The organism is Pseudomonas entomophila (assembly GCF_029193575.1).
Lineage (GTDB): Bacteria > Pseudomonadota > Gammaproteobacteria > Pseudomonadales > Pseudomonadaceae > Aquipseudomonas > Aquipseudomonas entomophila_G.
Map to the genome: position 1 here is coordinate 58,591 of NZ_JARGCS010000037.1, position 22,889 is coordinate 81,479.

General features: G+C 67.1%; 20 protein-coding genes. 7 read left to right on the forward strand and 13 right to left on the reverse strand.

The features are described from left to right. Positions 1–111 precede the first annotated feature (111 nt). The 4 genes from P0Y43_RS18685 (at position 112) to P0Y43_RS18700 (ending at position 7,593) form a co-directional block, all read left to right on the forward strand. Positions 112–1,176, forward strand: coding sequence for a sigma-54 interaction domain-containing protein (locus P0Y43_RS18685; protein ID WP_275638737.1), 1,065 nt, complete (start codon positions 112–114; stop codon positions 1,174–1,176). A gap of 249 nt (positions 1,177–1,425) precedes the next feature. Further along, positions 1,426–3,228 carry an allophanate hydrolase gene (gene atzF / locus P0Y43_RS18690; RefSeq protein ID WP_275638738.1) on the forward strand — a complete coding sequence of 601 codons (1,803 nt, stop codon included), beginning with the start codon at positions 1,426–1,428 and terminating at the stop codon, positions 3,226–3,228. A gap of 9 nt (positions 3,229–3,237) precedes the next feature. After that, positions 3,238–6,867, forward strand: coding sequence for an urea carboxylase (gene uca, locus P0Y43_RS18695; protein WP_275638739.1), 3,630 nt, complete (start codon positions 3,238–3,240; stop codon positions 6,865–6,867). Then, complete coding sequence (locus P0Y43_RS18700; RefSeq protein WP_275638740.1) at positions 6,868–7,593, forward strand: GntR family transcriptional regulator; 726 nt, start codon at positions 6,868–6,870, stop codon at positions 7,591–7,593. It abuts the gene before it with no gap. Positions 7,594–7,597: 4 nt separating this feature from the next. On the opposite strand, the gene P0Y43_RS18705 is transcribed toward P0Y43_RS18700, so the two are convergent. Continuing rightward, on the reverse strand, positions 7,598–8,347 hold the full coding sequence (locus tag P0Y43_RS18705) for an SIR2 family NAD-dependent protein deacylase (protein WP_275638741.1): 750 nt from the start codon (positions 8,345–8,347) through the stop codon (positions 7,598–7,600). A 120-nt stretch (positions 8,348–8,467) separates the two neighbouring features. Here P0Y43_RS18705 and P0Y43_RS18710 point away from each other — a divergent pair, with 120 nt between their 5' ends. Beyond that, positions 8,468–8,680, forward strand: a complete 213-nt coding sequence (locus P0Y43_RS18710) for a PLDc N-terminal domain-containing protein (RefSeq protein ID WP_275638742.1) — start codon at positions 8,468–8,470, stop codon at positions 8,678–8,680. Positions 8,681–8,784: 104 nt separating this feature from the next. Here P0Y43_RS18710 and P0Y43_RS18715 read toward each other — a convergent pair whose 3' ends face one another. From P0Y43_RS18715 to P0Y43_RS18725, 3 genes are all read right to left on the reverse strand, one after another. Continuing rightward, positions 8,785–9,297 (reverse strand): hypothetical protein, encoded by a 513-nt coding sequence (locus P0Y43_RS18715; RefSeq protein ID WP_275638743.1) that lies wholly within the window; start codon positions 9,295–9,297, stop codon positions 8,785–8,787. A 183-nt stretch (positions 9,298–9,480) separates the two neighbouring features. After that, the gene (locus P0Y43_RS18720) at positions 9,481–10,185 is read right to left on the reverse strand and encodes an SDR family oxidoreductase (RefSeq protein ID WP_275638744.1); all 705 of its coding nucleotides are present in this window, start codon (positions 10,183–10,185) and stop codon (positions 9,481–9,483) included. Between the two features lie 120 nt (positions 10,186–10,305). Further along, complete coding sequence (locus P0Y43_RS18725; protein ID WP_275638778.1) at positions 10,306–11,196, reverse strand: LysR substrate-binding domain-containing protein; 891 nt, start codon at positions 11,194–11,196, stop codon at positions 10,306–10,308. Positions 11,197–11,344: 148 nt separating this feature from the next. On the opposite strand from P0Y43_RS18725, the gene P0Y43_RS18730 reads away from it, so the two are divergent. Further along, complete coding sequence (locus P0Y43_RS18730; RefSeq protein WP_275638745.1) at positions 11,345–11,659, forward strand: c-type cytochrome; 315 nt, start codon at positions 11,345–11,347, stop codon at positions 11,657–11,659. Positions 11,660–11,702: 43 nt separating this feature from the next. Here P0Y43_RS18730 and P0Y43_RS18735 read toward each other — a convergent pair whose 3' ends face one another. Next, complete coding sequence (locus tag P0Y43_RS18735; RefSeq protein WP_275638746.1) at positions 11,703–12,632, reverse strand: LysR family transcriptional regulator; 930 nt, start codon at positions 12,630–12,632, stop codon at positions 11,703–11,705. Positions 12,633–12,900: 268 nt separating this feature from the next. Then, on the reverse strand, positions 12,901–13,800 hold the full coding sequence (locus P0Y43_RS18740) for a LysR family transcriptional regulator (RefSeq protein WP_275638747.1): 900 nt from the start codon (positions 13,798–13,800) through the stop codon (positions 12,901–12,903). Between the two features lie 122 nt (positions 13,801–13,922). Between P0Y43_RS18740 and P0Y43_RS18745 the strand changes: the two genes are divergently transcribed. After that, positions 13,923–14,696 (forward strand): SDR family oxidoreductase, encoded by a 774-nt coding sequence (locus P0Y43_RS18745; RefSeq protein WP_275638748.1) that lies wholly within the window; start codon positions 13,923–13,925, stop codon positions 14,694–14,696. 10 nt (positions 14,697–14,706) lie between these two features. Here the strand turns inward: P0Y43_RS18745 and P0Y43_RS18750 are convergent, their stop codons facing one another. From P0Y43_RS18750 to P0Y43_RS18780, 7 genes are all read right to left on the reverse strand, one after another. After that, entirely contained in the window at positions 14,707–15,990 is a 1,284-nt protein-coding gene (locus P0Y43_RS18750) for an McrC family protein (protein WP_275638749.1), read from the reverse strand. 4 nt (positions 15,991–15,994) lie between these two features. Further along, a complete protein-coding gene (locus P0Y43_RS18755) occupies positions 15,995–17,851 on the reverse strand; it encodes an McrB family protein (RefSeq protein WP_275638750.1) in 1,857 nt (618 codons plus the stop codon). Positions 17,852–18,043: 192 nt separating this feature from the next. After that, the gene (locus P0Y43_RS18760; RefSeq protein WP_275638751.1) at positions 18,044–18,373 is read right to left on the reverse strand and encodes a hypothetical protein; all 330 of its coding nucleotides are present in this window, start codon (positions 18,371–18,373) and stop codon (positions 18,044–18,046) included. A 35-nt stretch (positions 18,374–18,408) separates the two neighbouring features. After that, positions 18,409–19,755, reverse strand: coding sequence for a dihydroorotase (locus P0Y43_RS18765; RefSeq protein ID WP_275638752.1), 1,347 nt, complete (start codon positions 19,753–19,755; stop codon positions 18,409–18,411). Next, positions 19,752–21,011 carry a Zn-dependent hydrolase gene (locus P0Y43_RS18770; RefSeq protein ID WP_275638753.1) on the reverse strand — a complete coding sequence of 420 codons (1,260 nt, stop codon included), beginning with the start codon at positions 21,009–21,011 and terminating at the stop codon, positions 19,752–19,754. Before P0Y43_RS18770 ends, P0Y43_RS18765 begins: the two co-directional genes overlap by 4 nt. Beyond that, a complete protein-coding gene (locus P0Y43_RS18775) occupies positions 21,008–21,943 on the reverse strand; it encodes a dihydroorotate dehydrogenase (RefSeq protein WP_275638754.1) in 936 nt (311 codons plus the stop codon). Before P0Y43_RS18775 ends, P0Y43_RS18770 begins: the two co-directional genes overlap by 4 nt. After that, a complete protein-coding gene (locus P0Y43_RS18780) occupies positions 21,940–22,773 on the reverse strand; it encodes a dihydroorotate dehydrogenase electron transfer subunit (RefSeq protein ID WP_275638755.1) in 834 nt (277 codons plus the stop codon). Before P0Y43_RS18780 ends, P0Y43_RS18775 begins: the two co-directional genes overlap by 4 nt. Between the last annotated feature and the right edge of the window lie 116 nt (positions 22,774–22,889).

Sequence of the window (22,889 nt, forward strand, 5' to 3'; positions counted from 1 at the left end):
GTTGATTTTTCGAATATGCAAATTTCGAATATATAAATATTTATTAATAATTTTTGGGTCTAAATTTATTGGTGCACTATGAGGGCGCGCTTCAACTGCCAGGAATGCACCATGTCGCTGATCACCCACCCCAATGCCCGCGAGTTGACCAAGTCGGTACGCGCCACCGTGCTCGTGTTCAAGGACCCGCGCTCGCAGGAGTTGCTCAGCCGCATCGAGCGCTTGGCCCCGAGTGAGGCCAACACCCTGATCATCGGCGAGACCGGTACCGGCAAGGAGCTGGTCGCCCGCCATATCCACCACCTCAGCCGCCGGGGGCGTGAGCCATTCGTGGCGGTCAACTGCGGCGCTTTCGCCGAAACCCTGGTGGAGAGCGAACTGTTCGGCCATGAGAAGGGCGCCTTCACCGGGGCCACCTCGAACAAGGTCGGCTGGTTCGAGGCTGCCAATGGCGGCACGCTGTTCCTCGACGAGATCGGCGACCTGCCGCTGAACATGCAGGTGAAGCTTCTGCGTGTGTTGCAGGAGCGCGAGGTTGTGCGCCTGGGCTCGCGCACGCCGATCCCGATCAACGTGCGCCTGGTCGCCGCCACCAACGTCAACCTCGCCGACGCGGTGGTGGCCGGGCATTTTCGCGAAGATCTGTTCTACCGTTTGCACGTGGCGACCATCCGCCTGCCGCCACTGCGCGAGCGCCCGGGCGACATCCTGCCGTTGGCCGAGTTCTTCATCGAGGAGCACTGCCGGCGCCTGGGCTACGAGCGTGCTTCGTTGAGCGTCGAGGCCGAGCGCAAGCTGCTGGCGCACAGTTGGCCGGGCAACATCCGTGAGCTGGAGAATGCGATTCACCATGCATTGCTGGTGTGCCGCCACCAGCAGGTGGCGCCGGCTGATTTGCACCTGGTGGACATGCGCCCGCAGGCGGTGTTGCCGGGGGAGGGGGCCGTCGCCGGGCTGCCAGCGTCGGGCTCGGCGCCGGCGAGCTTGGAGAGTGCGCTGTTGGCGTTGTTCGAGCAGAACGTGCCGAACCTGTACGAGCACATCGAAGAGACGGTGTTCCGCGAGGCGTATCGCTATTGCCATGGCAACCAGTTGCAGACGGGGCGGTTGTTGAACATCAGCCGCAACATCGTGCGGGCGCGGTTGGAGAAGATTGGCGAGTTGGGGCGTGGGTAGCGGCGTGATTGCGGGGTGGTTGCCGAGGGTATGTCGTTAGTTTTTTAGCGCTCTCAAGATCAAGCGTACGCTTTGCGCCCACGCACCAAAGCGAAGCCACTAGCTCGAAAAGAGGGCGCAATCGCCCCTCTGAACCACCTCAAAAGAACCCCTAAAACTCAATAACCATATGATTTAAAAGCCAAATAAGACATTGGCACACTCCTTGTTACGTGCTCCATCAACTTGGATACAAGATGGAACACAAACATGCACCACTTCCCCCTGACCCTTACCGGCTGGCTCGACGCTTACCAAAACGGCGACACCCCCGAAGCCTTGCTCGGCAACCTGCTGGCCAGCCTTGACGCCGACGACACCGCCTGGATCACCCGCGCCACTCCAGCGCAACTCCAGGCCCAGTTGCAGCGCCTGGCCCAACTGCTGGCCGAGCACGGCGGCAACCGCAAGGCACTGCCGCTGTACGGCGTGCCGTTCGCCATCAAGGACAACATCGACGCCGCCGGTTGGCCCACCACCGCCGCCTGCCCGGCGTTCAGCCACATCGCCCGCAGCGACGCCACCGTGGTCGCGCGCCTGTGCGCCGCCGGCGCGGTGCTGATCGGCAAGACCAACCTCGACCAGTTCGCCACTGGCCTGGTCGGCACCCGCTCGCCCTACGGCGCGGTACCCAACAGCTTCGACCCGGCCTACGTCAGCGGCGGCTCCAGTTCCGGCTCGGCCAGCGTGGTCGCCCGTGGCCTGGTGGCGTTTTCGCTGGGCACCGACACGGCCGGCTCCGGGCGCGTGCCGGCCGGCTTCAACAACATTGTCGGGCTCAAGCCGACCAAGGGCTGGCTGCCCAACACCGGCCTGTTGCCGGCCTGCCAGACCCTGGACTGCATTTCGATCTTCGCTTTGACCGTGGCCGACGCCGATGCGGTGGCCCAGGTGGCCGGGGGCTTCGACGCCGCCGACCCGTACTCGCGGCGCAACCCGCAACGCGCTCCGGTGGCCATCGGCAAGGCGCCGAAGCTGGCGGTGCCGGACACGCTGGAGTTCTTCGGCGACGCGCAGAACCAGGCCGTGTTCGAGCAGGCGCTGGCGGCGCTGCGCGAACAGGGCGCGAGCCTCACCCCGATCGACTTCAGCCCGTTCCGCGAACTGGCCGAAGAGCTTTACTACGGCCCCTGGGTCGCCGAACGCACCGTCGCCACCGCAGGCGTGGCGCCCGAGGACATGGACCCGGTGGTGCGGGGCATCGTCGCCAACGGCCACCAGTACAGCGCCTGCGACACCTTCAAGGCCGAGTACCGCCGCGCGGCCTTGTCACGCCGCATCGAAGCGGCGCTGGCGGGCTTCGACGCCCTGGTGGTGCCGACCTCGCCCACCCACCGCACCCTGGCCGAAATGGCCGAGCAGCCGGTGTTGTTCAACAGCCAGTTCGGCACCTACACCAACTTCACCAACCTCGCCGATCTCAGCGCCCTGGCGCTGCCCGCCGGGCTGCGCGACGACGGCCTGCCCAGCGGCATCACCCTGATCGCCCCGGCCTGGCACGACCGCGCCCTGGCGGACCTCGGCCGGCGTTGGCAGGCCGCATTGGCGTTGCCCCTGGGCGCCACCGACCGCCAGGCGCCCGTGCAGTCCCCGGCGCCCCAGTCGAACGATTGCGTGCGTGTGGCCGTGGTCGGCGCGCACCTGACCGGCATGCCGCTGAACCACCAGCTCACGACCCGCGACGCGGTGCTGGTGGAGCAGACCCTGACCAGCTTCGACTACCGCCTCTACGCCCTCGAAGGCACCGTGCCGCCTAAGCCGGGCCTGGCCCGCAGCAGTGATGGCAGCGCGATCATCGTCGAGCTGTGGGACATCCCCCTGGCGCGCTTCGGCGAGTTCGTCGCCGAGATCCCGCCGCCGCTGGGCATCGGCAACCTGCAACTGGCCGACGGCCGCTGGGTCAAGGGCTTCATCTGCGAGCCGCTGGCCTTGGGCAATGCCCGTGACATCACCAGCTTCGGTGGCTGGCGCGCATTCATCGCCGCACAAGCGACCCGTCCTTCCCACGCCTGAGGAATCGCCATGTTCAGCACCGTACTGATCGCCAACCGCGGCGAAATCGCCGTCCGTGCCATCCGCACCCTCAAGCGCCTGGGGGTGCGCGCCATCGCGGTCTACTCCGATGCCGACCGCAATGCGCCGCACGTGGCCCTGGCCGACCAGGCCTACGCCCTGGGCGGCGACAAGCCGGCCGACAGCTACCTGCGCATCGACAAACTCCTGGCCATCGCCCGTGAAAGCGGTGCCCAGGCGATCTACCCCGGCTACGGTTTTCTCTCCGAAAGCGCCGAGTTCGCCGAGGCCTGCGAAGCCGCGGGTATCGCCTTCGTCGGGCCCACCGCCGGGCAGATTCGCGAGTTCGGCCTCAAGCACCGTGCCCGCGAACTGGCCAGCGCCGCTGGCGTGCCGATGACCCCGGGCACCGGCCTGCTCGACAGCCTCGACCAGGCGCTGGTCGAAGCCGAGCGCATCGGCTACCCGGTGATGCTCAAGAGCACCGCGGGCGGTGGCGGCATTGGCCTGACCCGCTGCGACGACGCCGACGCGCTGCGCGCGGCCTACGACAGCGTCAAGCGTCTGGGCGAGCAGTTCTTCCGCGATGCCGGGGCGTTCCTCGAGCGTTTCGTCGACCGCGCCCGGCACATCGAGGTGCAGATCTTCGGTGACGGCCAGGGCCGGGTGCAGGCCCTGGGCGAGCGCGACTGCTCATTGCAACGGCGCAACCAGAAGGTGGTCGAGGAAACCCCGGCGCCGTGCCTGCCCCAGGTCACCCGCGAGGCGTTGCACAAGGCCGCGGTGCAGTTGGGCGAGAGCGTCGCCTACCGCAGCGCCGGCACGGTCGAGTTCATCTACGACGCCGCGCGCGATGCGTTCTATTTCCTGGAGGTCAACACCCGCTTGCAGGTCGAGCACCCGGTCACCGAGATGGTCACCGGTGTCGACCTGATCGAGTGCATGCTGCAGGTCGCCGCGGGCGACAGCCCGGATTGGGCGCGCCTGCAACGGCCACCCCAGGGGCATGCCTTCGAGGTGCGGCTGTATGCCGAAGACCCGCTGAAAAACTTCCTGCCCAGCCCTGGCACCCTCACCGAGGTGTACTTCCCCGAAGGCGTGCGGGTGGACGGCTGGATCGCCACCGGCACCCAGGTCACCGCCCATTACGACCCGATGATGGCCAAGCTGATCGTCCACGGCGCCGACCGCGACGACGCCCTGGGCAAGCTGGGCGCGGCGCTCGCCGCCACGCGCCTGCACGGGATCGCCAGCAACCTCGACTACCTGCGCCAGGTGGTGGCCGAGCCGCGCTTCGTCGCCGGCAAGGCCTGGACCCGCCTGCTCGACGATTTTACCTATTACCCCAGCGCCATCGAAGTGCTGGAGCCTGGCACCTATTCCAGTGTGCAGGACTTCCCCGGCCGCCTGGGCTACTGGGACGTCGGCGTGCCACCGTCGGGGCCGATGGACGACTTCGCCTTCCGCCTGGCCAACCGCATCGTCGGCAACCATGAAAGCGCGGCGGGGCTGGAGTTCACCCTGCAAGGGCCGACCCTGCGCTTCCACTGCGACGCGGTGATCGCCCTGACCGGCGCCGACTGCCCGGCCGACCTCGACGGCCAGCCCGTGGCCTACTGGCAGCCGTGCCCGGTCAAGGCCGGCCAGGTGCTGACCCTGGGCCGCGCACGCAGTGGCTGCCGCACCTACCTGGCGGTGCGCAACGGCCTGGACGTGCCGCTGTACCTGGGCAGCCGCTCGACCTTCGCCCTCGGCCAGTTCGGCGGCCACGCCGGGCGCACCCTGCGCCCCAGCGACGTGCTGGCGATCTCGCAACCGGCGCTGGCCGCCTGCACCACCCCAGCACCGATCAGCGCGCCCCAGGCCCTGGACCCAAGCCTGGTGCCGGCCTATGGCGACACCTGGAGCATCGGCGTGCTCTACGGTCCTCATGGCGCACCGGACTTCTTCAACGAGGCTTCCATCGAGACCTTCTTCGCCAGCGAATGGCAGGTGCACTACAACTCCAACCGCCTTGGTGTGCGGCTGTCCGGGCCCAAGCCTGAATGGGCCCGCGCCGACGGTGGCGAGGCCGGCCTGCACCCGTCCAACGTGCACGATTGCGAGTACGCCATCGGCGCGATCAACTTCACCGGCGACTTCCCGGTGATCCTGGCCAAGGACGGCCCGAGCCTGGGTGGTTTCGTCTGCCCGGTGACCATCGCCAAGGCCGAGTTGTGGAAGGTCGGCCAGCTCAAGCCGGGCGACCGCGTGCGCTTCCACCCGATCAGCTTCCGCCAGGCGCGCAGCCTGGAGCAGGCACAGTTGGGCAGCGTGCAGGCGCTGGCGGCGATCAGTGCGGTGAGTTTGCCGGCCCCAACGCTGGCCCCAGGCACCGCCAGCTCGGCGACGATCCTCGCCGAACTGCCGGCCAGCGCCGCGCGGCCTCGGGTGGTGTACCGTCAGGCGGGCGACGCCTATGTGCTGATCGAGTACGGCGACAACGTCATGGACCTGGCCCTGCGCCTGCGCGTGCACCTGCTCAGCGAAGCGCTCAAGGCCGCGGCCATTCCCGGCCTGGAGGAGCTGGCGCCGGGCGTGCGTTCGCTGCAACTGCGCTACGACAGCCGGGTGCTCGACCAGCACGCCTTGGTGCAGGCCCTGTTGCAGCTCGAACAGGGCCTGGGCGACGTGGCGCAGGTCAAGGTGCCCAGCCGCATCGTGCACCTGCCGATGGCCTTCGAAGACAGCGCCACGCTCGACGCGGTGACCCGCTACCGCGAGACCGTGTGCGCCGAGGCGCCGTGGCTGCCGAACAACGTCGACTTCCTGCAACGCATCAACGGCCTGGCCGGCCGCGAGCAGGTGCGCGACATCCTGTACGACGCCAGCTACCTGATCCTGGGCCTGGGTGACGTCTACCTCGATGCCCCGTGCGCGGTGCCGCTGGACCCGCGCCACCGCCTGCTCAGCTCCAAGTACAACCCGGCGCGCACCTTCACCGCCGAGGGCACGGTGGGCATCGGCGGCATGTACCTGTGCATCTACGGCATGGACTCGCCCGGCGGCTACCAACTGGTCGGGCGCACCTTGCCGATCTGGAACACCTGGCGCAAGAATGCCCAATTCGCCGGCAACCAGCCGTGGCTGCTGCACTGCTTCGACCAAGTGCGCTTCTACCCGGTCAGCGAGGCCGAGCTCGACGCCTTCCGCGAGGCGTTCCGCGAGGGCCGGGCGCAGGTGCGCATCGAGCACGGCGAATTCGACTTCGGCCAGTACCAGCGCTTCCTGGCCGACAACGCCGAGGACATTGCCGCCTTCCAGCAGCGCCAGCGCGCCGCCTTCGACGCCGAGGTGCCGTTGTGGCGGGAGGCCGAGGCGGCGCTGGAGGTGGCCGAGGCGCCAGTGCTGCCGCAGGGCGAGGGGCTCGACGGGCACCTGGTCAGCGCCGAGATGAGCGGCAGCGTGTGGAAGGTGTTGGTCGAGGATGGCCAGTGGGTCGAGGCCGGCACGCCGCTGCTGGTGGTCGAGGCGATGAAGATGGAGCTGGCGGTGACCGCGCCGGTATCCGGTTGGGTCAAGGCCCTGTACAGTGCGCCCGGCAAAGCGGTCACGCCGGGTGACGCACTGCTGCTGTTGGCACCGATGGAGGCGGCCTGAATGCAATTGATCGACCCCAAGCGCGGCGCCAGGCCGCGCCCGGAGAACCTGGTGGAGCAGATCTATGCCCAGCTCAAGGACGACATCTTCGAGTTCCGCCTGATCCCGGGCGACCGTTTCAGCGAGGGCGAGGTGGCCGAGCGCATGCAGGTCAGCCGCACCCCGGTGCGCCAGGCCTTGCACCGGCTGGAGCGTGAAGGCTACCTGGACGTGCTGTTTCGCAGTGGCTGGCAGGTGCGGCCGTTCGACTTCAAGCATTTCGAAGAACTCTACGATGTGCGCATCGTCTTCGAGCTGGAGGCCGTGAGCCGCCTCTGCGCCCGGCCCGAAGGGCCGCTGCCGGCGCCGTTGCAGGCGCTGCGCGAGATCTGGCACGTGGCGCCCGAGGCGCGGCTGGAGGATGGGCGCGAGGTGTCACGCCTGGACGAGCGCTTCCACTGCCAGTTGGTGGAGGCGGCGGGTAACGCCGAGATGGCCCGTTTGCATGCGCGGGTCAGCGAGCAGATCCGCATCATCCGCCGGCTGGACTTCACCCAGGCGCCGCGGGTGAGCCTGACCTACGAGGAGCATGGCAGCATCCTCGACGCGATCCTCGAACGGCGCTGCGAGGATGCCCAGCGGCAGTTGCGCGCGCACATCGAGGCGAGCAAGGCGCAGGTGCACAAGATCACCTTGCACATGTTGCAGAGCACGCGGGAAAGGGCGGTGGCGGGCGGCGGTGGTTGAGTGCTCAGCCAAACACTTCACCCAGCAACCCCGGCAACACCTCGCCCGCCTTCCCGGCAATCGCCATCTCCCGTGGGTGCCGTCCAGCCACCGCCTGCGGGTTGATGTGCAGCACATGCGCCCCGGCGTCCAGCGCCAGCCGCGGAATCGACGCCGCCGGCTGCACCACCCCGGAGGTGCCCACCGACAGCAACAGGTCACAGGCCGACGCTGCCGCGAATGCCTGTTCCAGCACCGCTTCAGGCAGGTATTCGCCAAACCACACCACCCCTGGCCGCAACGGACCTGCGCAATGCGTGCAGCGTGGCGGTGTGATGCGCCGCCCCGCCAGCGCGCCTTCCGGCAACGGCAGGCTGGCCGCGACGGGGCGGGCACAGTCGAAACAACGCGCGGCCTCCAGCCGCCCATGCAGGTGCAACACCTCGCGGCTGCCGGCGCGTTCATGCAGGTCGTCGACGTTCTGCGTCACCAGGGTCAGCCGTGGCACCCGCGTGGCCAGCTCGGCGATCGCCCGGTGCGCGGCGTTGGGTTGGGCCAGGGCGATGCCAGCGCGGCGCATTTCGTACCAGCCCCAGACCAGCGCCGGGTCCTCGGCGAAGCCTTCGGCACTGGCCAGTCGCGCCGGGTCGAAGTGCTCCCACAGGCCGGTCAGGCGATCACGGAAGGTAGCGATGCCGCTTTCGGCCGAGACCCCGGCCCCGGTGAACACCACCACATGGCGGGCGTTGGCGAGCAGTTGCGAGTCGAAGGTCATGGTCTCTCCAGGGGCATGAGGCCGGCTCACTCTGCCAGTGGCGCCCGGCAGCGACAAGATCCGAATGAACCCTCGCGGTGAGCGGCAACCCAACCCAGTACATGCCAACGGGAGAAGCTCATGGAATTCGGAACGCTGTGGATCATCATCGCCGCCGTGGTCATCCTGCTGGAGGTCCTGGCGATCTGGCACATCATCGGCAGCGACCGGCGCGCCGAACGCAAGATGCTGTGGATCGTCTTCGTGGTCTATGCGCCGTTCCCGGGGCTGCTGTTCTGGGCCTGGCGCGGGCCACGGGCGGTGAAGGGCAGGGCGGTGCTGGAAGAGAAGTGACGGCGGGTAGTGGCCGGCCCGACAGTGGGCCGGCCGCCTGGCGTCAGACGTCGATGTGAGCAAGCGATCACCCTGCCGGATACCGAAAGGCGCGAGGGCAGGGGCTACTTGATACGTCGGCCGAGGTCCTCGACGCTGCGGCGCAGGTTGTCCAGTTTGCGATCCTGCTCGGAAACGCTCCGGCTCAGGCTGTTGAGCTCGCTGCTGCTGGACGACGAGCCCGCCTTGCGCGACAACTCGTCGACGGTGCGTTGCAGTTGCGCCAGCGCGCGCTTCTGCTCCTCGACTTGGCGCTGCAAGCCGGCGGTGTCCTTGGAACTGTCGTTGCCGCCGCGCTTGAGCAGTTCGAGTTGCTTGCCCTGTTCCTCGACCCGGCGTTGCAGGCTGGCGTTGTCCTGCCCGCCGCTACGCTTGAGTTCGTCGATCTGCCGGGCCTGTTCCTCCACGGTGCGGGCGAGCTTGGCCAGCAGGCTGGTGGCATCGGCTTGTTGTTGCAGGGTCTTCTTCAGCTCGTCGAGGTTGATCCGGCTGTCGGTCATCAGGTTGCCACCACCGGCCTGGGGCTCGACCAGCAGCAGGGTGGCGTTGTAGGCGGGTTGCTTGTCGCGGAACTCCAAGGCCTGGGCGGGGCCTGCAACAGGCCCAGGCCGAGGGTTGCGGTCAGCAGGGAAAAGGCAAAGCGACGAGAACGGGAGGCGCGCATGTGTGGCATTCCTTGTCAGTGCCGATATGGCACATCGCTATGATGGCGAAATCCCTGTTTTGTTCCGTGGGACCTGAGCCTGTTGCGCGGCGCCCCTTCATACCCCGCGGGTCAACCCGCCATCGACGCGGATATTCTGCCCGGTGATGTACGCCGCCCCTTCACTGGCCAGGAAGGCGATGGTCGCGGCGATCTCTTCGCTTTTGCCATAACGCTTGAGCGGCACGCTGTCGCGGCGCTGCTCGGTGGCGGGCAGGCTGTCGATCCAGCCGGGCAATACGTTGTTCAGGCGGATGTTGTCCTTGGCATAGGTGTCGGCAAAGATCTTGCTGAACGCCGCCAAACCCGCGCGGAACACGGCCGACGTGGGGAACATCTCGCTGGGCTCGAACGCCCAAGCGGTGGAGATGTTGATGATCACGCCGCCTTGCTGGCGCTGCATGAGCGGCGTCACCAGGCGGGCAGGGCGGATGACGTTGAGCAGGTAGGTGTCCATGCCCTTGTGCCAGTCCTCGTCGCTGATCTCCAGGATCGGTGCGCGCGGGCCGTGGCCGGCGCTGTTGACCAGCACATCGACCCGGCCCCATTGCCGCTCGGTGGCCTCGACCAGGCGCTTGAGGTCGTCGTTGCACTGGTTGCTGCCGGTGATGCCGATGCCACCGAGTTCCTGGGCCAGGGCCTCGCCCTTGCCCGAGGAGGAGAGGATCGCCACCTTGAAGCCGTCGGCGGCCAGGCGACGGGCGGCGGCGGCCCCCATGCCGCTGCCGCCGGCGGTGATGATGGCTACTTTTTCTACTGACATGAGGGGCTCCGGTGAGGGCTGGGGTGTGAGGGGGTTCAGACTAGCACCGGCATTGCAGAGTAGAGAGGCAGTGGGCGTTTGTCATGGCAGTAGAATTTCTATCGGGTAGATTGAGGCCCCTCAACCCGCTGCCTGCTGCACCAGCCAGCGCCGCACCACCTCCAGCGCCGCAGGCTCCTCACCCTTGCGCGGCCATACCAGGTAGAACTGCTTGTCCAGCTGCAACTCATGCTCGAACACCCGCACCAGGCGCCCGGCGCGCAGGTCGTCCTGTACGAAGAAATGGCTGGCCAGCGCCAGGCCCTGCCCGGCGAGGGCGGCTTCGATGGCCAGCGAGGTCTGGTTGAAGCGCACGTTCTTCGGCATCGCCTGGGTTGGCTGGCCGAACAGCCCGGCGATGAACGCCGGCCAGAAATTGTGCGCATCGTGCAGCAGTAGGAAGGCCTGCAACTGCTCACTGTTTTCGGGCACTGCGCGCTGCGCCAAGAGCGTTGGGCTGGCCACGGCGATCACGCGCTGTTCGAGCAGCAGCTCGGTGTTCAGCCCTGGCCCGAAGGGGGGGTGGCCGTAGCGCACGGCCAGGTCCACGCCATCGCCGTGGAACCGTGAAAGACGGTCGGTGGCCAGCACCCGCAGGTCGATCTCGGCATGGGCTTCGGTGAAGGACGCCAGCCTTGGAATCAGCCATTTCGAGGCGAAGGTCGGCGTGACGCTGACCGTCAGGTGGTGCTGCTCCGGGCGCAGGGTGGCCGTGGCTTCGGTGATCAGTGCAAAGGCTTCGCGGATGCTGCGGCTGTAGCCCAGGCCGGCATCGGTCAGGCGCAGGCCGCGTGGCAGGCGCTCGAACAGCTTGACCCCGAGGTTCGCCTCCAGGCCGCGTACCTGCTGGGCTACCGCAGCCTGTGTGACACCCAGCTCGTCGGCCGCCAGGCGGAAATTCAGGTGCCGGGCGACGACCTCGAACACGCGCAGGCCGTTGAGGGGCGGGAGGGCGGTGGAGCCGTCGGTCATGGTGGGGGCATTCACGCTGAAGAAGCGCCGAGGATAGCAGGCAGACGGCCGTTAAGTTGCCCTTCATGGCGCTGTAAGCCGGTGGGCGGTGTGCGTTGGCCCGTTCAACGAGTACCCTCACGGCCGACCGCTTACGAGGAAAACGACAATGGTCAGAGTCACCGTGATTGCCGCCGCACTGGGTCTGTTTGGCAGCACCCAGGCCTGGGCCGAGGACGTTCAGTCGATCATGCAGCGCTATGCCTGCTCTGCCTGCCATCAGCCAGCGGCGCGTACCGTCGGGCCATCCTGGCAGGAGATCGCCACGCGCTATCGCGATGGCAGCAAGACCGCCGAACAACTGGTGCAGAGCGTGAAGAAGGGCAGCACCGGGCAGTGGGGGCCGGTGCCCATGCCGCCACAGCCCCAGGCCAACGATGCGGACCTGCTGGCCATTACCCAGTGGATTCTCAGCCAGCCGTAGGGAGCGCGTCGGCCTCATCGCGGGGCAAGTCCGCGATGGCTTTCTAGAGCAACAGCGCTTCCTTGGGCACCACCTCTTGTACCCATTCCTTGCGCAGGAAGTCGATCAGCACCCGTAGTTTGGCCGGCACCCGGCGTCGGTCCGGATAATACAGCTGCAACCCGGCGAACCGTGGGCTCCAGTCTTCCAGCAGGCGCACCAGCCGCCCCTGGCGAAGGTACGGCTCGATATAGCCGTTGATCATGTAGGCCACCCCTAAGCCATCGAGGGCTGAGCGCACCAGAATCTCAGAGTCGTTGAGCACCAAACGCCCGTGCACCTGCAACTCGTATTGCTCCTCCCCGCGTCGAAACGCCCAACGCTCGATCTGCCCGCTGCTGCTGTGGCGAAAGCCGATGCAGTCGTGTTCCAGCAAGGCCCGTGGGTGCTGTGGGTGACCGTGGCGCGCCAGGTAGTCGGGGGAGGCGATCACCTGGGCTTGCAGCGGCGGGCCGACGGTGAGGGCGACCATGTCCTTGTCCACCGGGGCGCCGAAGCGGATACCGGCATCGCAGCCCTGGGCGACGATGTCCACCAGTTGGTTCTCGATGCGCAACTCCAGGTTGATCTCCGGGTATGCCTGCATGAAGCGCCGCAGGATAGGCTGCAGCACGATCAAATAGGCCGCGCGCGGCACGTTCAGGCGCAGCAGCCCGCTGGGGTGGTCGGCTTCTCGGCCCAGTTCCATCGAAGCCTTGGTCAACTCTGTCAGGGCCGGTTGCACGCGCTCCAGGAAGCGCTCGCCGATTTCCGTCAGTGCCACGCTGCGCGTGGTGCGGTTGAACAGCACCAGTCCCAGGCGCTGCTCCAGGCTGCGGATGCTCTGGCTCACGGCGGAGGGCGAAACGCCCAGGCGCACGGCGGCGTTGGAGAAGCCTTTCTCCTCGGCGACGGCGAGAAAGGTCACGAGACCGTCGAGGTGGTCTTGGCGCATGGCGGGCTCCGGCAAGTTCAGGGGCCTGGCGTGTGGCCAGGGCATGCCAGCCAGTAGAGCCCTCACCGATGAAAATCGCTAGCGCCCAGGCGGGCCGGGGGTTGAGGCAGCTGTAACCAGGCATTGCAAAGGTTTCGGTACGGCCTTGATTGTCCCGTTATAAGGGATGGTTCATTAATGTTTATCCTGCTTATCGGGGCGTCTGTCGCCGCTTAACCTGTACGCCTCCGTCCGACAGGCAACGCCGCCCATGCACACACAGCACCCCTCAACCGCGCGCCGCCACCTCGCGGGCGAGCTCGAGAAAAGCCTTCATGCCTGCCGAAGGGTTACGTCGCCCAGGGTAGTACAGGCACAGGCCGGGCAGCGCGGGCGTCCAGTTGTCGAGCACGCGTACCAGGCGCCCGGCCTCGATGTCGTCGCGCACGTCCTGTTCCATGAAATAGCCCAAGCCCACGCCGGCCATCACCGCCGCGCGTGCCAGGCTCGCCTCGTCGAGGGTGATCGGGCCTTGCACGTCGACCTGGCGCGCCACCTCGCCCTGGCTGAAGCGCCAGCGGTACAGCGCGCCATCGGGCAGGCGCACGCGGATGCAGGCGTGTTGCGCCAGGTCTTCCGGCACGCGCGGTGTGCCATGGCGGTCGAGGTAGCTGGCGGCGCCGACCACGGCATAGCGCTGCGGCTGGCCGAGGAACAGGCTGATCATGTCATTGGGCACCAGGTCGGCCACGCGCACGCCCAGGTCGAAGCCGTCGGCGACGATGTCCACCAGGCGGCCCTCGGTGACCAGGTCGATGTTCATCTGGGGGTAGCGGCGCAGGAACTCCAGCACCAGCGGCCCCATGATTTCCCGTGCGGCGAACGCCGCGGCGTTGATGCGCAGTGTGCCGGTGGGTTGCTCGCGCCGGTCGCGCACGCCGTCGAGCGCGCCTTGCAATTCCCCAAGCGCCGGCCCGACTCGCTCGACGAACAGGCGCCCGGCATCGGTCAGCGACACGCTGCGCGTTGTGCGGTTGAACAGGCGCACGCCCAGGCTCGCTTCGAGCTTGCCGATGGCGTTGCTCAGCGCCGTGGTGGACAGGCCCAGGTCGATGGCCGCCGCGCGAAAGCTGCCGCGCCGGGCAATGGCGAGGACGGCGTCGAGGTCGTTGAGGCTGAGGCGTTGCATGGGCGCGGCTCGGTCGGGAAAAGCCTGGATTGTATCGGTAACGCGACAGTTGTCGTGTCTGTTTCGGCCTTATCGCGGGGCAAGCCCGCGATAAGGCTCTCAACCCCCTGGAGATCTTCAAAATGAACCTGCAACTCAATGGCCAGCGCATCGTTGTCACTGGCGGCAGCAAAGGCCTGGGCAAGGCCACGGTCGAGCTGTTCGGCGAGCTCGGCGCGAGCGTGCTCAGCTGCGCCCGAAAACACCCTGGCCAGCCCTTGCCCGGTCTGTTCGTGGAAGCCGACCTGAGTACCCTCGAAGGCTGCGAGCACCTGGCCCGGGAAGTCGACCGCCAGCTAGGCGGCGTCGACATCCTCGTCCATGTGCTCGGTGGCTCCAGTGCCCCTGGCGGTGGCTTCGCCGCGCTAAGCGAGGCGTATTGGCAGCAGGAGCTCGACCTCAACCTGCTACCCGCCGTGCGCCTGGACCGCCTGCTTTTGCCCGGCATGTTGGCGCGCGGCAGCGGGGTGGTGATCCACGTCACCTCGATCCAGGGCCAACTGCCCCTGCCCGAGGCCACCACGGCCTACGCCGCGGCCAAGGCGGCGTTGTCGACCTACAGCAAGAGCCTGTCCAAGGAGGTTTCGCCCAAGGGCGTGCGGGTGGTGCGTGTGGCTCCCGGCTGGATCGAGACCGAGGCCGCCGTGGCCATGGCCGAGCGCCTGGCTGCGAGTGCGGGCACCGACTACGAAGGCGGCAAGCGCATCATCATGCAGGCGCTGGGCGGCATCCCGCTGGGGCGCCCGGCGCAGCCGCGGGAGGTGGCGAACCTGATCGCCTTCCTCGCCTCGCCAGCGGCGGGGGCGATCACCGGGGCGCAGTTCGTGGTCGATGGCGGGACGGTGCCGACAGCCTGATCGGCTTCGCTCAACAGGCGAGCTGGCGCACCGCGACCTCGATGCCTTCGGTACCCGCAACGTCGATGTGGAATACCGGAGGCTGGCCCGGTTGCTCGGCCTGTTGCGCCGACATCGGGTACACCAGTTCGACCCTGCGACACTGGTAGCGCGTCGCGTAGGCGAGCATTTGATAGACGTCCGCCACCTCCACTCCCCAGGAGGTCGAGGCGGGGTTCAGCCTTTTCCATTTCGCATCGACGATACGCACGATTCGCTGCTCCGGACCTGAAGTGGATCGTTTGGCAATCGTGATGTCCGGCGCGATGAGGAAGGCGTTGGTCTGTTCATGGGGGGCGGTACTGGCCAGGTAGCGAGCGGGTTGTTGGCGTTGGACGATGAATTCATGGCCGGCGTTCTCGGCCTCCTGGGCGCCGACGAAGTTCTCGAACAATTGGTTCATGTCGAACAGCAGGCCTGGGGCGTCATGCAGGCCGGCGGCCATGGACGGGCTGCTGATCGACAGCAACCACTCGCACCAGCGCAGCAGCGGATCGTAGTGCCGGTTGGTGCGATCACGCGCAAGCTGCGCCACCTCCCGGTGCGTCATGCGGCGCACCGATACGCCTGCAAAGCACGCCTGTGCCTCGAACCAGAGCCGTTGAGTGCGCGGCTGGATGATCCATGAGCGACACGCTTGCAAGGTCGCGGTGACGGCCTGATTGAACGGGTTGTCCGGGCTGAATTCATCGAAGTCGCAATGCAACAGGTGAGGCTTGGCGAGGTTGTGCCGGGCATGGCGGTGGCTGTTGAAGCGGCCTCTCAGGGTGCGCACGCCATCGCTGGCGGCCTCGTAGCGGAACAGCAGGCCGCGCCTGGCTTGATCCAGCGCACAGTTCAGGAAGGCTTCGATGAACACGTCCAGCAGGGGGCTTTTCACCGTCGACTGGGGGGCCGCGTCCAGGGTGGTCAGCGCGCGCAGGTCGGCAACGTGCAACATGCGCAGCAGCGTGCCGCGCGAGCGATGGAGTTCTTCCGGCGCGCGGCGCTCGTGCAGGCGGATTTTCGGCAGCACTTCGACTATGCAGTCACGCAGGCGCACGATGCCGCAATAGTGCGCAAGCTTGATACCTGCCGGTACACGACTGCAAAAACCTTTGCGTCGCTCGTTGATGCGCAGCAGTTCATCGGCTTCTTCGCTGGACAGGCAGGCCTGTTCAAGGCCGGCCGACAGGTTCGAGCCGAGCGCTGGCGCCCGGTCGCGTACAGGGATGAGCTCATGCTCGAGAACCGTGAGGGTACGCAGCAGGGCCATGGATTCAGCTCAGCTCATGCGCATCGTGCGCAGCATCGCGCGAACCGTCGTAGAGTGCCCGGATGGCGGGTTCGCTCCAGTTCGAAGGGTCTCCCAGCGAATAGCTCAGGCGTTTGCCCGTGTCCATCAGCGGCCTTGCCCCTGGGAACAGCCGTTCGGCCGACAGTGGCCTTGCGCTGAAGAACACGCTGTCGCGGTCGCCGCCGGTCAGGACCAGGCGGACTTTGTGCAAATCATCGAAGAAGTATTCCTGCAACAGCGGAATCACCTGTTGCGCCAGCACCTCGCGCAGGCGCTGGAGCGACTCGATGCCCATGAACAAGGCATGGCCCAGGGTATGGTCGCGGTCCAGCAGATACTCCAGGCGGTCATTGAGCGTGCGCAAAAGGCGCGGCAGTTCGATCGACCCCACGCTCGCGGGGGTTATCTGGTCAGGCTCGGGTGGACACTCCTGGAAGCGGAAACGCCGCCTGAGGGCGATGTCCATCATGGCGATGGAGCGGTCGGCGGTATTCATCGTGGCGACCACGTTCAGGTTGTCCGGCACCGCAAAGCGCTCCGCCAGGCCGGGGAGGCGTACCCAGAGCCCGTTGTCGCCTTCGTTGTCCTTGCTGCCGGCGATCACTCGCTTGCTCGGCTCGATCAGGGTGATCAGCTCACCGAACACCTTGGCGACGTTCGCCCGGTTGATCTCATCGATGAACAGGGTGAATTGCTGGGTGGGGTTGGCGTGGGCCTTTTCGCACAGCGTCAGCAAAGGCCCTTTGTGGTAGCGGACGATCACGCCGTTGCCATCCTCCGCCGCTTCCGGGCGCAAGCCACCGACGAAATCCTCGTAGGCGTAGCTCGGGTGGAAGGCCACGAACTCATAGACTTCACCCCGGGCGAACGCCTGCTCCATCCGCGCTTGCATCTGGTGGGTCTTGCCGGTGCCTGGCGGGCCGAACAGGATGAGGTTGTCGGCCTCGCGCCGCACGGGCGTCGCCGGGGCTTGCTCGAGCGGGTCCTCATCGTCTGCCATGAGCAGGGGCTCGAGTGAAACGGGATCGCCGAGCTTTGCGGTGTCCTCCTTGATCAACGTGCCCACCGGGTCTTCGTAGTGGTCGATCTCGCCAGCATGTTGGGCCTCCAGGCGATTGCGCAGGTCGAGCAGCGCCATGTCCAGCCGCGGGCGGTCATCGCCAAGGCCCGCCTGCCAGATATGGTGCGCGCGAGCCGCCTTGTACTTGTGGTTCTGGCTGAAGATGCGCTCGAACAGATCGGGAAAGAGCACATGGCACAGCGTGTGATAGAACTGCCTGCCTCGGGCGGAGGGGATGCTGTCCAACCACTCGGCGAACGCGAGGCCATCGGCGAGCAGGCCTTGGCGTTCTTCGCGAGGCTTGGCGAGCAGCTCGGCGAACGCCTCGATGGCGAAGGCCATCTCCACCCACATGTATTGGTTGTAGCCAGGGCCGGCACTTCCGAGCCCTGCCAATACCTCGTGGGCGAGAAACTGCGAATGCCTGGGAAAAGGGGCGGCTGGCTTGATGTTCCAGATCCGTTCGATCGACCTGAGCTTGGTCAGTGGGGTGAGGTTGGCGGCCGGCAACTGGAAGATCCAGAACACCTCGGCCATCAAGGCGACGTCCTTGGCTTCGCAGGTTGCCAGTTGCACTGCCAGCTTGTCGTAGAACTTGCCGGCGCCGAGGTCGGGCTGCTTGACGTAGTGGGTGACCAGGGCGTTGAAGCGCTGCGGTGTCCACAGCTGCTCGCCGTCCAGGAACAGTGAGTACTGGTCGAGCAGGCAGCGGTGCTTGAAATGCTCCGCGATGGCGAACACATCAGCCGCGTCTGGATAGTGCGGGTTGAATCTACTCATTCGAATGACCTTGCGTTCCGGGAGTGTCAGCCAGGCGTGTGGCTGAGTCGTCCTGCCATGGGCGATGCATGCCTTATACCTAGGCTGATGGCTTTACGCCATCCATTCAGCCTTGCACACCGAACGCATGCGCGCCTGCCAAGGCCCCCGCGGGCATGCGTGGTGCCCAGGCCTCGGCAGGCGAACAGGGGCTTAGAAGATCCGTTCGCTGGCCGCGTAGTGGCGCACCACCGCGTTCAGCGCGGCATGCACGCTGCCGGCGTCAAGGGTGGCCAGTGCCCCCTCCAGCTGGCGCATGTAGTCGAGCAATTGCGCCTGGTTGCGCTGGGCGAAGTCGCGTGCCAGCGCCTGGTCTTCGTAGAGCAGCACGTAGCTGCGGCAGAAACCGGCGATCAGGAAGGCGGCGCAGGCCTGGAACGGCTCGTCGCGGATGATCGCCTCGCAATGGGCCTTGGCCTGCTTGAACGACTCGGTGCCGGGCAGGGCATTGGCGAACTGGTCGAGCATCTGGGAAAAGTTCATGGGGTACCTCGTACTGGGGGCGGGTGGGTCGGTGTTCATCGGTCGAAGCGCAGCCGTTCGCCACGTATGTCGGGGTTCACCCGCGTGCCATCCCAGACGCGCTGGCCATTGACGAAGGTGGCGGCGATGCTGGCTTGGAACGTGGTGCCGTCGAACGGCGTCCAGCCGCACTTGGACAGCACCTGGTCGTGGCTCACCCGCTGCGGCCGGTTCGGGTCGACCAGCACCAGGTCCGCCGCGAAGCCCTCGCGCAGGAAGCCACGGCCCTGTACTTGGAACAGCTGTGCAGGCGCATGGCTGACCACCTGCACCAAACGCTCCAGCCCCAGTTCCCCGGCGAACACCCGCTCCAGCGCCACCTGCAGCGCGAACTGCACCAGTGGAATGCCCGAAGGCGCCTTGGCGTAGGGGTTGCGCTTTTCCTCCAGCAGATGCGGGGCATGGTCGGTGGCCAGCACGTCCAGGCGGCCCTCGGCGAGCGCCTGGACGATCGCCTGGCGGTCGCGCTCGGCCTTGATCGCCGGGTTGCACTTGATCAGCATCCCCAGCCGGTCGTAGTCGTGCTCGTTGAAATACAAGAAGTGCACGCAGGTTTCGGCGGTGATGCGCTTGCCCTCCAGCGGCCCGGGTTCGAACAGCGCCAGCTCCTCGGCGGTGGAGATGTGCAGCACGTGCAGCCGCGAACCATGTCGGCGGGCCAGTTCGATGGCCAGCCGGGTCGACTTGATACACGCCTCGCGCGAGCGGATGCGCGGGTGCTCGCGTGCCGGGATCGCCTCGCCGAAGCGTGCCGTGGCGCTGGCCAGTTCGGCGTCGATCATCGGCGTGTCTTCGCAGTGGGTGATGATCGGCACCGGCGCGTCGCGGAAGATGGCGTCGAGCACGACGGGGTCGTCGACCAGCATGTTGCCGGTGGAGGCGCCCATGAACACCTTCAACCCCGGGGTGCTCAGCGGGTCGATGGCGCGGATCGCCTCCAGGTTGTCGTTGCTGGCGCCCATGTAGAAGGCATGGTTGACCACGCTGGACTGCGCCGCCAGGGCGTACTTGGCTTCCAGCGTTTCGCGGTCCAGCGCCGCCGGGCGCGTATTGGGCATCTCCATGAAGCTGGTGATGCCACCGGCGGCGCAGGCGCGCGATTCGCTGGCGATATCGGCCTTGTGGGTCAGGCCCGGTTCGCGGAAGTGCACCTGGTCGTCGATCATGCCGGGCAGCAGCCACAGGCCGCTGGCGTCGATGCAGTGCTCGTCGGCGCGGGGCGCGAGGTCGCTGTCGATACGCTCGATGCGCCCGCCGCGCACGCGCAGGTCGGCGACCCAGCGGCGGCCTTCGTTGACCAGGGTCGCGTTGCGGATCAGCCAGTTGTCGTCGCGTGGGCTCATGAGGTCAGCTCCAGGGTGGTGTGGTAGAGCACTTCGGTGGCAGCCAGGAAGTCGTCCAGGGCCATCGCCTCGTGCGGGTTGTGCGAGCCGTGCTGGTTGCGGATGAACAGCATCGCGCTGGGGATGCCGGCGTTGGCGAACACCGCCGCGTCATGGCCGGCGCCGCTGGGGGTCAGCACGCCTTGCCAGCCTTGCGCGCGGGTGTGGCGTTGCAGCGCGTCGACCCAGGGGGCATGCATCGCCGCGGGTTGGGTGTCGATGCGTGTATCGAACTCGAAGCGCACCTGGCGTGTCTGCTCGACTTGGACGGCCAGCGCCAGCACCTTGGCGTGGAACGCCTCCAGGGTCGATTGGTGCAGGCTGCGCATCTCCAGGCTGAAACTGACTTCGCCAGGAATGCGCGACACCGCGTGGTGGGCGGCATTGGTGCCAAGGGTGCCGACCGTCACCACCAGGTCCTTGCCGGCCTCGACCCAGTCGCGCCACAGCGCATCGACCTGGGCGATCAGCTCGCTGACGGCGAACACCGCGTCGTGCCGGTCCTCGCGGGCGACGGCGCCGGAGTGGCCGTCTTCGCCCAGGCAGCGCACCTGGTTGTGCCGCAGGTTGCCGCGGATGCCGGGCACCACGCCCAGGGCCTGGCCCATGCGTTCCAGCGATTCGGCCTGCTCGATGTGCACCTCCAGGTAGCCGGCGAACTGCGCGCGCTCGATCAGCCATTGCTGGCGGCCGATGGCCTCGAGGTCGGCGCCCACGGCGTGCAGCGCCTCGCCCAGGGTGCGCTGGCTGAAGCGGTTGGCCAGGCCCAGGTCGTGCGTGGCCAGCCCGCCGATCACGGCGCGCGAGCCAATATAGGACTTGCCGTACCAGGCGCTTTCCTCGCCGCGCAGGCCGAGCACGCGCAACGGCGCGGCGCCGTGCACGCCTTCATGGTCGAGGCGCAACAGGCACAGTAGCCCGGCGACCACCCCGGCCAGGCCGTCGTAGTTGCCGCCCTGGGGCACTGAATCCAGGTGCGAGCCGACCCAGATCGCCGCCTGGCCGTCGTCGTCGTGGCGCTGGAAGATCACGTTGCCCGCGCCGTCCTGGCGCACCTGCAGGCCGTTGCTCTGGGCGAAATCACGGAGGTAGGCGATCGTCTCGCTTTCGCCCCGGCCATAGCTTTCGCGGGTAACGCCCTCGTGCGGGTCGCGCGACAGCGCGCGGATGTCGTTGAACAGCGTGTCGGCCTGTTCGCGCCACACCGCGGTGTTCATGGCAAGGCTCCGAAGGGCGTGGCCGGTGAATCGTCGAGGCTGCCGATGAGCGTGCGCAGCGCATCGACGCCTTTGCGCCGGCAGTAGGCGTGCAGTTCGTCGACCATCGTGTTCATGGCCTTGGGGTGAATGAACGTGGCGGTGCCGACCTGCACGGCGCTGGCCCCGGCATAGATGAATTCCAGGGCATCGTCGGCGGTGGCGATGCCGCCGCAGCCGATCACCGGGATTTCCAGCGCCTGGGCGCACTGGTAGGTCAGGCGCACCATCAGCGGGCGAATGGTCGCCCCGGAAATGCCGCCCATGAAGTTGCCCAGGCGGGCGCGGCCTTTCTCGATATCGATCGACAGGCCCAGCAGGGTATTGCCCACCACCACCGCGTCGGCACCGGCGTCCTGGGCGGCCAGGGCGACGTCGACGACCTCGCCGCTGTTGGGCGTGAGCTTGACCCACAACGGCAGGGCCGTGGCCTGGCGCATCCGCTCCACCACCTGGCGCGTGCTGGCCGCCTGCATGCCGAACGACTGGCCGTGGGCCTCGATGTTAGGGCACGAGATGTTCGCCTCGATTCCAGCCACCCCGGGCACGTCGCTCAAGCGCGCGGCGAGCTCGGCGAAGCCCTGGGCGGTGGGCGCCGAGACACTGACGATCAGTGGCGCGTCGAAGCGCCGATAGAAGGGCACCACCTGGTCGATGAAGACATCGGCGCCTTTGCTGGGAATACCGATGGCGTTCATCATGCCGTCGGCCAGCTCGCAAACCCGCGGCAGCGGGTTGCCGGTGCGTTTCTCGGCGGTGATGGTCTTGGTCACCAGGGCGCCGAGCTGGTTGAAATCCAGCAGGTGGGTCAGCTCTTCGGCGAAGGTGCCGGAGGCTGGCATCACCGGGTTCTTCAGGCGCAGGCCGCCTACGTTCACGCTCAGGTCGATCATTCCACCACCTCCGCCAGGTCGAACACCGGGCCTTCCAGGCACACCCGCTTGCCGACCTTCAGGCCGCCCACTTCGAACACCTCCACGCAGCACTGGCACATGCCCAGGCCGCAGACCATCTGTTGCTCCAGCGCCACCTGGCCGTTCAGGCCAAGCTCGGCGCACAGGCGCTTGAGCAGGCGGGTGATGCGCCGCGAGCCGCAGGTGAACATCGCATTGCTGCCTTCGCGAGCGACGATTTCGCGCAGCAGGCGCTCGAGGTTGTCAGGCGCGCTGCTGCCGTCTTCATCGAGCACCACGTGCACCTGGGCACCGAGCGAGGCGAAGCGTTCGCGCGACAGCAGGCTCTGCTCGCTGCGGGCGCTGAGCACTGCGGTGAGGGCGATGCCCTGGGCATGGGCCGCCTCGGCCAGCGGCGCCAGGGTGGCCAGGCCCACGCCACGGGCGACGATGAGCAAGTGGCGCCAGTCGGGATCGAGGTCGAAACCTTTGCCCAATGGCCCGAGGATCTCCAGGTACTGGCGCTCGCGCAGGGTCTCCAGGCCAAAGGTGCCTTTGCCGGTGACCTTGTAGAGGAACTCGACCTGGCCGCTGGCCGGGTCGGCCTTGTAGGTGCTCATGGGGCGGCGGAAGAACGGCTTGTGCTCGCCCTCGCTGGGGCACAGCAGGTTGAAGAACTGGCCGGGCTGCGAGTGGCACGCGGCGCCGTCGGCCTGCAGCACCAGGCGCTTGTATTCGTCGTTGACCCACTCGTTGGACAGCACCACGGCCAGGGTGTCGTCCGGGGCGGTGGCGGGGTTGGCTTGGCAGCAGGCGGAAAGGGCATTCATGGGGATGGCCTCGCGTTTGTCTAAATTTTTATACAGCATGGTCAAATGAAAGACCGCCCCGGCGAGGGGCGGTAAAGGCTATGGGCTTTCTCAGGTATGTCCTAGGATGAATCTAC

Excerpts from the sequence above, each read along its gene's own strand:
- P0Y43_RS18705 (WP_275638741.1), bottom strand. The coding sequence starts at position 8,347 with ATGACCTTCGACTCGCAACTGCTCGCCAACGCCCGCCATGTGGTGGTG.
- P0Y43_RS18740 (WP_275638747.1), bottom strand. The coding sequence starts at position 13,800 with ATGCAACGCCTCAGCCTCAACGACCTCGACGCCGTCCTCGCCATTGCC.
- P0Y43_RS18765 (WP_275638752.1), bottom strand. The coding sequence starts at position 19,755 with ATGAGCCCACGCGACGACAACTGGCTGATCCGCAACGCGACCCTGGTC.
- atzF (WP_275638738.1), top strand. The coding sequence starts at position 1,426 with ATGCACCACTTCCCCCTGACCCTTACCGGCTGGCTCGACGCTTACCAA.
- P0Y43_RS18730 (WP_275638745.1), top strand. The coding sequence starts at position 11,345 with ATGGTCAGAGTCACCGTGATTGCCGCCGCACTGGGTCTGTTTGGCAGC.
- P0Y43_RS18755 (WP_275638750.1), bottom strand. The coding sequence starts at position 17,851 with ATGAGTAGATTCAACCCGCACTATCCAGACGCGGCTGATGTGTTCGCC.
- P0Y43_RS18775 (WP_275638754.1), bottom strand. The coding sequence starts at position 21,943 with ATGATCGACCTGAGCGTGAACGTAGGCGGCCTGCGCCTGAAGAACCCG.
- P0Y43_RS18735 (WP_275638746.1), bottom strand. The coding sequence starts at position 12,632 with ATGCGCCAAGACCACCTCGACGGTCTCGTGACCTTTCTCGCCGTCGCC.
- P0Y43_RS18685 (WP_275638737.1), top strand. The coding sequence starts at position 112 with ATGTCGCTGATCACCCACCCCAATGCCCGCGAGTTGACCAAGTCGGTA.
- P0Y43_RS18750 (WP_275638749.1), bottom strand. The coding sequence starts at position 15,990 with ATGGCCCTGCTGCGTACCCTCACGGTTCTCGAGCATGAGCTCATCCCT.
- P0Y43_RS18760 (WP_275638751.1), bottom strand. The coding sequence starts at position 18,373 with ATGAACTTTTCCCAGATGCTCGACCAGTTCGCCAATGCCCTGCCCGGC.
- P0Y43_RS18770 (WP_275638753.1), bottom strand. The coding sequence starts at position 21,011 with ATGAACACCGCGGTGTGGCGCGAACAGGCCGACACGCTGTTCAACGAC.
- P0Y43_RS18745 (WP_275638748.1), top strand. The coding sequence starts at position 13,923 with ATGAACCTGCAACTCAATGGCCAGCGCATCGTTGTCACTGGCGGCAGC.
- uca (WP_275638739.1), top strand. The coding sequence starts at position 3,238 with ATGTTCAGCACCGTACTGATCGCCAACCGCGGCGAAATCGCCGTCCGT.
- P0Y43_RS18710 (WP_275638742.1), top strand. The coding sequence starts at position 8,468 with ATGGAATTCGGAACGCTGTGGATCATCATCGCCGCCGTGGTCATCCTG.
- P0Y43_RS18700 (WP_275638740.1), top strand. The coding sequence starts at position 6,868 with ATGCAATTGATCGACCCCAAGCGCGGCGCCAGGCCGCGCCCGGAGAAC.
- P0Y43_RS18780 (WP_275638755.1), bottom strand. The coding sequence starts at position 22,773 with ATGAATGCCCTTTCCGCCTGCTGCCAAGCCAACCCCGCCACCGCCCCG.
- P0Y43_RS18720 (WP_275638744.1), bottom strand. The coding sequence starts at position 10,185 with ATGTCAGTAGAAAAAGTAGCCATCATCACCGCCGGCGGCAGCGGCATG.
- P0Y43_RS18725 (WP_275638778.1), bottom strand. The coding sequence starts at position 11,196 with ATGACCGACGGCTCCACCGCCCTCCCGCCCCTCAACGGCCTGCGCGTG.